This window comes from Phenylobacterium sp. (assembly GCF_031412415.1).
Lineage (GTDB): Bacteria > Pseudomonadota > Alphaproteobacteria > Caulobacterales > Caulobacteraceae > Phenylobacterium.
Genome location: NZ_JANOCX010000054.1, coordinates 1 through 5,682, shown reverse-complemented (window position 1 = coordinate 5,682; position 5,682 = coordinate 1). Strand labels below are relative to the sequence as shown.

General features: G+C 68.6%; 5 protein-coding genes and 1 pseudogene. 1 reads left to right on the top strand and 5 read right to left on the bottom strand.

The genetic code is table 11. The features are described from left to right. The 3 genes and pseudogenes from RMO04_RS02585 to radA form a co-directional block, all read right to left on the bottom strand. Positions 1–494: pseudogene (locus RMO04_RS02585) on the bottom strand (amidophosphoribosyltransferase); the annotation flags it as partial. Further along, a complete protein-coding gene (locus RMO04_RS02580) occupies positions 491–1,123 on the bottom strand; it encodes a CvpA family protein (RefSeq protein ID WP_309643233.1) in 633 nt (210 codons plus the stop codon). The pseudogene RMO04_RS02585 and the gene RMO04_RS02580, both read right to left, overlap by 4 nt. Next, positions 1,117–2,478, bottom strand: a complete 1,362-nt coding sequence (gene radA / locus RMO04_RS02575; protein WP_309643232.1) for a DNA repair protein RadA — start codon at positions 2,476–2,478, stop codon at positions 1,117–1,119. The genes RMO04_RS02580 and radA overlap by 7 nt, the downstream gene beginning before the upstream one ends. A 150-nt stretch (positions 2,479–2,628) precedes the next feature. Between radA and RMO04_RS02570 the strand changes: the two genes are divergently transcribed. Then, the gene (locus RMO04_RS02570) at positions 2,629–3,813 is read left to right on the top strand and encodes a Yip1 family protein (RefSeq protein ID WP_309643231.1); all 1,185 of its coding nucleotides are present in this window, start codon (positions 2,629–2,631) and stop codon (positions 3,811–3,813) included. Here the strand turns inward: RMO04_RS02570 and alr are convergent. Both alr and RMO04_RS02560 read right to left on the bottom strand, forming a co-directional pair. Continuing rightward, positions 3,810–4,883: an alanine racemase gene (alr, locus tag RMO04_RS02565; RefSeq protein ID WP_309643230.1), complete on the bottom strand. Its 1,074-nt coding sequence runs from the start codon at positions 4,881–4,883 to the stop codon at positions 3,810–3,812. The two genes, RMO04_RS02570 and alr, sit on opposite strands and share 4 nt — an antisense overlap. A 19-nt stretch (positions 4,884–4,902) precedes the next feature. Next, positions 4,903–5,682 (bottom strand): DnaB-like helicase C-terminal domain-containing protein (locus RMO04_RS02560; RefSeq protein ID WP_309643229.1); only part of this gene is annotated, 780 nt, incomplete at its 5' end.

Genomic DNA, 5,682 nt, shown 5'->3' with positions numbered 1-5,682 from the left:
CGCGAGCGGGCGATCAGGTGCAGGATCGCCTCGCTGTCCGAGGTCGACTGGAAGATGGCGCCTTCCTGGACCAGTTGTTCGCGCAGCGTCAGGAAGTTGGTCAGGTTGCCGTTGTGGGCCAGGGCCACGCCGCCGCCCTCGAGGTCGGCGAACATCGGCTGGACGTTGCGGATGAAGCTGCCGCCGGCGGTGGAGTAGCGGGTGTGGCCGATGGCGCAATGGCCGGGCAGGCGGTCGACCAGGTCGGCGCCGGCGAAGGCGTCGCCCACATGGCCCATATGGCGTTCGGTGTGGAAGCGCTGGCCGTCGAAGACCGCGATGCCGCAGGCTTCCTGGCCGCGATGCTGCAGGGCATGGAGCCCCAGGGCCGTGATGGCGGCGGCGGCCCCCACGTCGAAGACCCCGAAGACCCCGCATTCCAGCCGGGGCGTGTCGTCGTCAGGATCCCGGTGTGGCGGCGCCGCCCGGCGCCATCGATCCTGATCCTGGGTCATCGGGATTTCTCCACCAGATCGTCGAGCCCGCCGCGTTCGCGGGGGTCATAGCCCTGAGCGTCACGAGAGTCACCCCCAACGGTCGCCGAACCGTCACGAACGGCGTCGTCGAAGGCGGGGCGCAGTTTGTCGGCCATGTCCAACCCCTTGGGCGCAATGGCCTTTAGCGTGTCCGCGGCTGCGCGGGTCAGGGGATAAAAGGCCGCACCCGTCATCCAGCGGGGCAGGCGGTCGGGCGGCGTCGCGGCGTGAAACACGAGGTGGAAGGCGCCCACGACCACCAGCGCACGGATCAAGCCGAATCCCAGGCCGATGACCCGGTCCACGATCCCCAGAACCTGCATGTCGCGGACCCGGCGCACGAGGCCCGCCCCGGTGATCCGCAGCAGACCGTAGACGGCGACGAAGACCATGAGACCGGCGACGACCGTTCCCAGCCAGTCGGGGTCGATGAGGTTGCGGCCGATCGGTCCCGACCAGCGCTGGCCGTAGACCGCGGCCACGGCCGCCACGATCAGGGCGAGCGCCGTCACCACTTCGCGCGTGCCGCCGCGATAGAATCCGACGCCGGCCGAGATCAGCAGCATCAGGCCGACGATGATATCGAACCACGGCAAGGGACCTACCATTGGCTCTCGCCGATCTTGCTGATGGCGTCGGCCAGGCGGCTGACCCCGTCGATCTTCATGCCGCCGCCGTCGAGGTCCTTGGGGCCAAGCGCGCGGCGGAAGCCCAGCTTGGCGGCTTCCTTCAGACGCGATTCCATACGGCTCACTGGGCGAATGTCGCCTGACAGGCTGATCTCGCCGAACACGACGCAGTCCTGGGGCAGGGCGGCGTCCAACGCCGAGGAGGCGAGGGCGGCGGCGGCGGCGAGGTCGGCGGCCGGCTCGTTGACCCTCAAGCCGCCCGCGACGTTCAGATAGACGTCCCGGTTCCCCAGCGACAGGCCACACCGGGTCTCCAGCACCGCCAGCACCATGGCGAGCCGTCCACTGTCCCAGCCCACCACGGCGCGGCGGGGCGTGCCATAGGCCGAGGGCGCCACCAGGGCCTGAAACTCCACCAGCACCGGGCGCGAGCCTTCTATGCCGGCGAACACCGCCGCGCCGGCCGCGCGCTCGCCCGAGGTGTCGAGGAACAAAGCCGAGGGGTTCTTCACCTCGCCCAGACCCGCGTCGCCCATCTCGAACACCCCGATCTCGTCGGTGGCGCCGAAACGGTTCTTCACCGCGCGCAGGATGCGGAAGGGGTAGCCGCGCTCGCCCTCGAAGGCGAGGACGGCGTCGACCATGTGCTCGATCACGCGGGGACCGGCGATGGTCCCCTCCTTGGTCACATGCCCCACCAGGACGACCGCAACCCCCTGCTTCTTGGCGAGCCGCACCAGCTCGCCGGTCGCGGCGCGGACCTGGGTCACAGAGCCAGGCGCGGCTTCGTGGACGTCGCTCCACATGGTCTGGATGGAGTCGATGACGACGAGGTCGAACTTCTCGCGTTTCAGGCTGTCGAGGATGTCCCGCAGGCTGGTCTCCGTCGCCAGCCGAACGGGCGCGTCGGCCAGGCCCATGCGCTGGGCGCGGCTGCGCACCTGGGCGATGGCCTCCTCACCGGAGATGTAGGCGCAGGACGCGCCGCGCCGCGCGGCGCTGGCCATCACCTGCATCAGCAATGTCGATTTCCCGACGCCGGGGTCGCCGCCCAGCAGGATCGCCGAACCTGGCACCACGCCGCCGCCACAGACGCGATCAAACTCGTCGACACCGGTAATGATACGCGGCGGGGAGGGCGTGCTCTCGTCCAAGCCCGTATAGATCAGGCCCCGGGTTCGCGACGCCTTGCTGGGCGCCAGCGCGCCGGGCGGCCGCGACTGCAGTTCCTCGACCAGGGTGTTCCAGGCGCCGCAGGCCGGGCACTGGCCCGCCCACTTGGTCTGTGTGGCCCCGCAGGACTGACAGACATAGACGGCGCCGTCGCGGGCCATGCGGGTTCCCTGATTCGTTTGAGGCCAACAGCTTAGACGGGCGCGCCGTTCACGTCCGTCGCAGATCGAACCCGGTTGCTGAAAGGCCGGCTTAGGCTAGGTTCGCCATGTGGGGATCGGGCTGAGACATTTACAGGCTGGGAGGCGTCTATGAGTGCAGTTGAACCGGGTTCGGCGGTATCGGGGCTGGTCGAGCGGGTGAAGGCCATCCTGTTGCAACCGACGGCGACCTGGGAGGTCATCGACGGCGAGCCGGCCACCATCGGCGGACTCTACAAGAGCTACGTCATTCCGCTCGCCCTGATCCCAGCGGTCGCGGGCCTGCTCGGCGCTATCGTGTTCGGCTACGGCATGTTCGGTGTCAGCTATCGGCCGACGATCGTGTCGTCGCTTGTCAGTGCGGTCGTGAACTTCGGGCTCGCCTTGGGCGGCGTTTTTCTCCTGGCCCTGATCATCGACGGCCTCGCGCCCAGCTTCGGCGGCGTGAAGAACCAGATCCAGGCTTTCAAGGTCGCGGCCTATGCCAGCACCGCGAGCTGGCTGGCCGGGATTTTCATGATCTACCCGCCGCTCGGCGTCCTGGGCCTGCTGGGGCTCTACAGTCTGTTCCTATTGTACAAGGGCCTTCCTCGGTTGATGAAGGCGCCTGAGGAAAAGGCGACCACCTACACCGTCGTGGTCATCATTGCCGCCATCGTCCTGGCGGTCATAGCCATGGCTGTCCTCTCGCCGATCCGCAGCCTCGGCCAAAGCTCTGGTCTGATGGCCGACCACAGCGCCGCCGCCGGCACGCTCACGGTGGGTGGGAACAAGGTCGATCTTGGCGAGCTGGAGGCTGCCTCCAAGAAAATGGAAGCCGCCGCCAAGCAGATGGAGAGCGGCGAGGGTCCTGCGCCCACCGATCCCAACCTGCTGAAGGCCTATCTGCCGGCTGACGTGGCGGGCTTCGCGCGGACAGAGGTGACCACTGGGTCCGGCGGCGCCGGCGGAGTCACGGGTTCGCAGGCCGAGGCCGTCTACACCAAGGGCCAATCGCGCATCCGCCTGAGCGTCACCGACCTGGGCGCGGCCGGCGCCTTGGCGGGCATGGCCGGCGCCTTCAATGTCCAGTCCTCCACCGAGACCGCCGGGCGTTACGAAAAGGTCGGCAAGGTCGACGGTCGCATGACCACCGAGACCTATGACAGCAACTCCCGGCACGGCGAGTACAACGTCCTGGTCGGTGACCGCTTCATGGTCGCCGCCGAGGGTGACGGCGTCGGCATGGACGAGTTGAAGGCAGCCGTGGCCTCGGTCGGCCCGGCCCGTCTGGAGACCCTGGCGAAGAAGGGTTAGGCCTCGCCCAGATAGACCCGCTCGGCGCGGCCGCCCAGGCGCACGAGGCATTCGTGCGCCACCGTGCCGGCCGAAGCGGCGAGGTCGTCGATGAGCATGTTGGGGCCTAGCAGCTCGACCATGTCGCCGGGCGCGGCTGGGGCGTCACCGATCTCAATGGCGATGAGGTCCATGGTGATGATCAGCACCCGCCGCCGCGCGCCGGCGAACCAGGCGTGGCTGCGGCCCATGGCGCCGCGGATCAGGCCGTCGGCGTAGCCGGCTGCGACAACGGCGACGGCGCCGGTCGCGGGCATGAGCGTCGTGGAGCCGTAGCCGATCATCGCCCCGGCCTCGACCTGACGCACATAGAGGATCGGCGCCTCGAAGGTCGCCACAGCGCGGAAACGTGGATCGGGCCGCTCCTCGGGCCCGCCGCCGAACAGGCTGATTCCAGGGCGGACAATGTCGAAGTGGTAGACGTGGTCTAGCGCGATCCCGGCTGAGGCCGCGAAGCTGGCGCGGGCTTGAGGGAATAGCGGGCGCAAGGAAGCGAAGCGTTCAAGCTGGGCGGCGCTGCGCGGGTCGGCGGGATCGGTGGCCGATCCGAGGTGGCTCATGAGCATCTCGACATGGAGGCCCAGGGGCGGTGTGGCGGCCAGGTCTCGGGCCTCGCGATCGGTCAGCCCCTGGCGGTTCATGCCCGTGTCGACCTGCAACGCGACGGGGCCGCCAAAGCCACGAGCGGCGGCCTCGACCTGCGACAGGCTGGCGAGGACGGGGGTCAAGCCGGCGGCCGCCAGGCGCGGTCCGGTCTGAGCCGTCAAGCCGTCCAGGACATAGATCGTTGCGGGCCGCTCCGAGCCGAGGCCCAGGCGAAGAGCCTCGCCCTCGCTCAGCCGCGCGACGAAGAAGGCGCGCGCGCCCTCGGCCCACAGCCTCCGCGCCACGGGAACCGCGCCCAGGCCGTAGCCATCGGCCTTCACCACCGGCGCGGGCTGGGCGCCCGGCGCCAGGTCGCGCAGCACAGCATAGTTGTGGGCCAGCGCGTCTAGGTCGATGGTCAGGCGCGCGGCGGAGGGAGAAGGCATCGCTGCTCCCATAACCGGTTTAGTGGGCGTTGTAGAACCCCTCGCGCGCGAGGTTGCCGAACTTGGTGATGTCGGAGTTGAAGGACAGTTTCACGGTGCCGATGGGGCCGTGGCGCTGCTTGCCGATGATGACCTCGGCCATGCCGACGACCTGATCCATCTGTTCCTGCCAGGTCAGGTGCTCGGGCGTGCCCTCGCGCGGCTCGGTCCGGCCCAGGTAGTACTCCTCGCGATAGACGAACATCACCATGTCGGCGTCCTGCTCGATGGAGCCCGATTCCCGCAGGTCGCTGAGTTGCGGCTTCTTGTCCTCGCGGTTTTCCACCTGACGGGAGAGCTGGCTCAGCGCGATGATTGGGACGCCCAGTTCCTTGGCCAAGGACTTCATCGACTGGGTGATCATCGAGACTTCCTGCACCCGGTTGTCATTCTTGTTCTGGCCGTCGCCGCCGGTGACCAGTTGCAGATAGTCGATGATGATCAGGTCAAGGCCGCTGGTCCGCTTCAGGCGCCGCGCGCGGGCCGCCAGCTTGGCGATGGTGATGCCGCCGGTGGCGTCGATGAACAGGGGTGCGTCCTGGATCTCCAGCGCCGCATCGCGGACCTGCCCGAACTCCACGGCCGAGATCTCGCCCTTGCGCAGCCGGTCGCCCGACACGCCCGAGACCTCGGCCAGCAAGCGCATGGCGAGCTGTTCGGCCGACATTTCCAGCGAGAAGAAGGCCACGACGCCGCCGGAGACCGTCTTTTTCGACCCGTCAGGTTGCGGCTCCCAGGCGTAGTGGCGCGCCACGTCGAA

Bases quoted from the DNA above. Each gene is read 5' to 3' on its own strand.
- RMO04_RS02580 (WP_309643233.1), bottom strand. From the start codon at position 1,123: ATGGTAGGTCCCTTGCCGTGGTTCGATATCATCGTCGGCCTGATGCTG.
- radA (WP_309643232.1), bottom strand. From the start codon at position 2,478: ATGGCCCGCGACGGCGCCGTCTATGTCTGTCAGTCCTGCGGGGCCACA.
- RMO04_RS02570 (WP_309643231.1), top strand. From the start codon at position 2,629: ATGAGTGCAGTTGAACCGGGTTCGGCGGTATCGGGGCTGGTCGAGCGG.
- alr (WP_309643230.1), bottom strand. From the start codon at position 4,883: ATGCCTTCTCCCTCCGCCGCGCGCCTGACCATCGACCTAGACGCGCTG.